Source organism: Mesorhizobium sp. M2A.F.Ca.ET.042.01.1.1, from assembly GCF_003997405.1.
GTDB lineage: Bacteria > Pseudomonadota > Alphaproteobacteria > Rhizobiales > Rhizobiaceae > Mesorhizobium.
The window spans coordinates 1-2,492 of sequence record NZ_RZRX01000463.1; the positions used below are offsets into that span (position 1 = coordinate 1).

Annotated in this window: 2 protein-coding genes; one reads left to right on the plus strand and one right to left on the minus strand. The window is 63.3% G+C overall.

Going from position 1 to position 2,492, the window contains the following annotated elements; all coding sequences use genetic code 11:
- Positions 1 to 361 precede the first annotated feature (361 nt).
- Complete coding sequence (glmU, locus tag EOA23_RS33700) at positions 362 to 1,732, minus strand: bifunctional UDP-N-acetylglucosamine diphosphorylase/glucosamine-1-phosphate N-acetyltransferase GlmU (protein ID WP_127307231.1); 1,371 nt, start codon at positions 1,730 to 1,732, stop codon at positions 362 to 364.
- Between the two features lie 367 nt (positions 1,733 to 2,099).
- On the opposite strand from glmU, the gene EOA23_RS33705 reads away from it, so the two are divergent.
- A partial coding sequence (locus EOA23_RS33705) for an adenylate/guanylate cyclase domain-containing protein (RefSeq protein ID WP_145966576.1) occupies positions 2,100 to 2,492 on the plus strand: 393 nt, incomplete at its 3' end.

A 2,492-nucleotide genomic window follows, 5' to 3' on the forward strand; every position in this document is an offset into this window, starting at 1 on the left:
CGAGCTCGCCCTTCTCGATGGTGGCGACACCGGCCGAGTCGTAGCCGCGATATTCAAGCCGCTTCAGCGCGTCGACGATGAGCGGCGCGACCTGCGAATGGCCGACGATTCCAACGATACCGCACATGCGATAGCCCCCGATTCCCAGCGGAAAACCCGGCGTTATCTAGGAGTTGCCGGCCCGCCGCGAAAGTCACTTTGCGTTTCGTTCCGTGTCAGCGGAACGGTCTTTGCTCCATGCACCATGCCAGACGGCGCTTGCAATCCAGTTACCTGAACCGCTCGGGTTTTCCGGGCCCTGGTTTCCACTCGTTCATATCTGATCGAGCCGCGGCTGCTCCCTTCAGGAAGCGCTGAAACGCTATTCCGCCGCCGCCTTCTTCCTTGCCGCTGCGGCCGAGGCGAAGCGCTCGCGCAATTCCTTGCCCTTGCCGGGGATCGTCTTCTGGCGGGCGCGGCCGAAGGCCAGCGCGTCGTCGGGCACGCTTTCGGTGATCACGCTGCCGGAGGCGATATAGCCGCCCTTGCCGATCGAGACCGGTGCCACCAGCGAGGAATTCGAGCCGACAAAGGCGCCTTCGCCGATATCGGTGAAGAATTTCGAGTAGCCGTCATAATTGCAGGTGATGGTGCCGGCGCCGATATTGGCCCCGGCCCCGACGCGCGCGTCGCCGATATAGGTCAGGTGGTTGACCTTGGCGCCTTCTTCCACTGTCGACTGCTTGACTTCGCAGAAATTGCCCACCTTGGCCTTTTTCCTGAGGTCGGCACCGGGCCGCAGCCGCGCGAACGGCCCGACCTCGCAATTCTCCGCGATGGTGGCGCCCGTCATATAGCTAAAAGCATGGATCGTGGCGCCGGTGGAAATCTTGACGCCCAGGCCAAACCACACATTCGGCTCGACGATCGTATCGGCGCCGATCTCGGTGTCGTGCGAGAAATAAACGGTTTCGGGCGCGATCAGCGTAACGCCGGACAGCATTGCCTCGCGTCGCCGGCGCGCCTGCCAGATCGCTTCCGCCTCGGCAAGCTCGGCGCGGTTGTTGATGCCGAGCGCATTTTCGAAGCTTGCCTCGGTGGCAACCACGTCGAGCCCTTCCGCGCCGGCGATCTCGACGATGTCGGTCAGGTAGAATTCGCCCTTGGCGTTGTCGTTGCCGACTTTGTCGAGCAAGCGAAGCGCATGCTTGCCCGCCACCGCCATCATGCCGGCATTGCAGAAGCCGATCTTCTTCTCCTCCTCCGAGCAGTCCTTTTGCTCGCGGATGGCGACCAAGTGGCCATCTTTCTCGATCAGCCGGCCATAGCCGGTCGGGCTGGGCGGCCGAAAGCCGATCACAGCTACTGCAGCGCCCTCCGCGAGCTTCTGCCGCGCCGCGGCCAGAGCTTGCGCATCAATCAAAGGCGTATCGCCGAACATGACGAGGATGTCGTCGTAACCCTTTGATATCGCTTCGCGGGCGGCAAGAACGGCATGCGCTGTGCCGAGCCGCTTCTCCTGCACGAAAGTCTCCGCCTTCGGCGCGAATTTCTGTGCCGCCTTGCGCATCTCGTCGGCGCCGTGGCCGATCACCAGCGCCAGACCGGTAGTCCCAGCCGCCTCGGCGGCCTTCACGACATGCGCGACCATCGGCAGGCCGGCAATGGCATGCAGCACCTTCGGCATGGCGCTTTTCATGCGCGTGCCCTCGCCGGCGGCGAGGATGACGGACAGGCAGGTTCTCTGGTTCATGGATGGCAACCGTATGAAAGGGCTTGAATCAATGCATGTTAGCAGCCGGGTGATGCTGCACCAATGCGGTTAAATTCCGGTGAGACGGCGGAGCGAAGTCTCCAGGCGCGGATGTCCGGTGAAGTTCCAGATACAAAAGCACCGCCGCGGTGGCGTCAGCCGGTTACATAGGCCAGGAAATATCCCCGGCCTGCTGGGAGTGCTGTGTCAGCATCGGCGGAGGCTGCGCGAGCGTGTCGTCGGCTCTCTGTTGGCGGAGGCGACTCGAACGCTCAACGCCTCGAAAGCGGGATAGCGAATTCTCGTGAAGGCAAGGTCAAGCTGCGTTTCCGTTCCATATCGGCGGAGACTGGGAGAGATGGATACCATGCGCGTGGCGCGTCTGGAAGTTGGCAGGACATGGACGCGGGGCGGCCCGCGTGCAGGCGTATGGCCGAGCACGCAGCGCCACCTCGCAGCGATCCTGGCTTGCGACGTGGTCGGCTACTCGCGCCTGATGGAGCGCGACGAGCGTGGCACGCTCGAGCGGCTCAAGACCTACCGCAAGGATCTCCTCGAACCGCTGGTCTCCGAGCACCACGGTCGGATCGTCAAGCTCACCGGCGACGGTATGCTGTGCGAGTTCGCGAGCGTCGTTAACGCAGTGACCTCGGCGATGGCGATCCAGCAGGCCTTGGCGGAGCACGAGTCCGAGACGCCCGAGGAAGAGCGAATTCGCTTCCGCATCGGCGTCAATCTCGGCGACGTGGTCTGCGAGGAG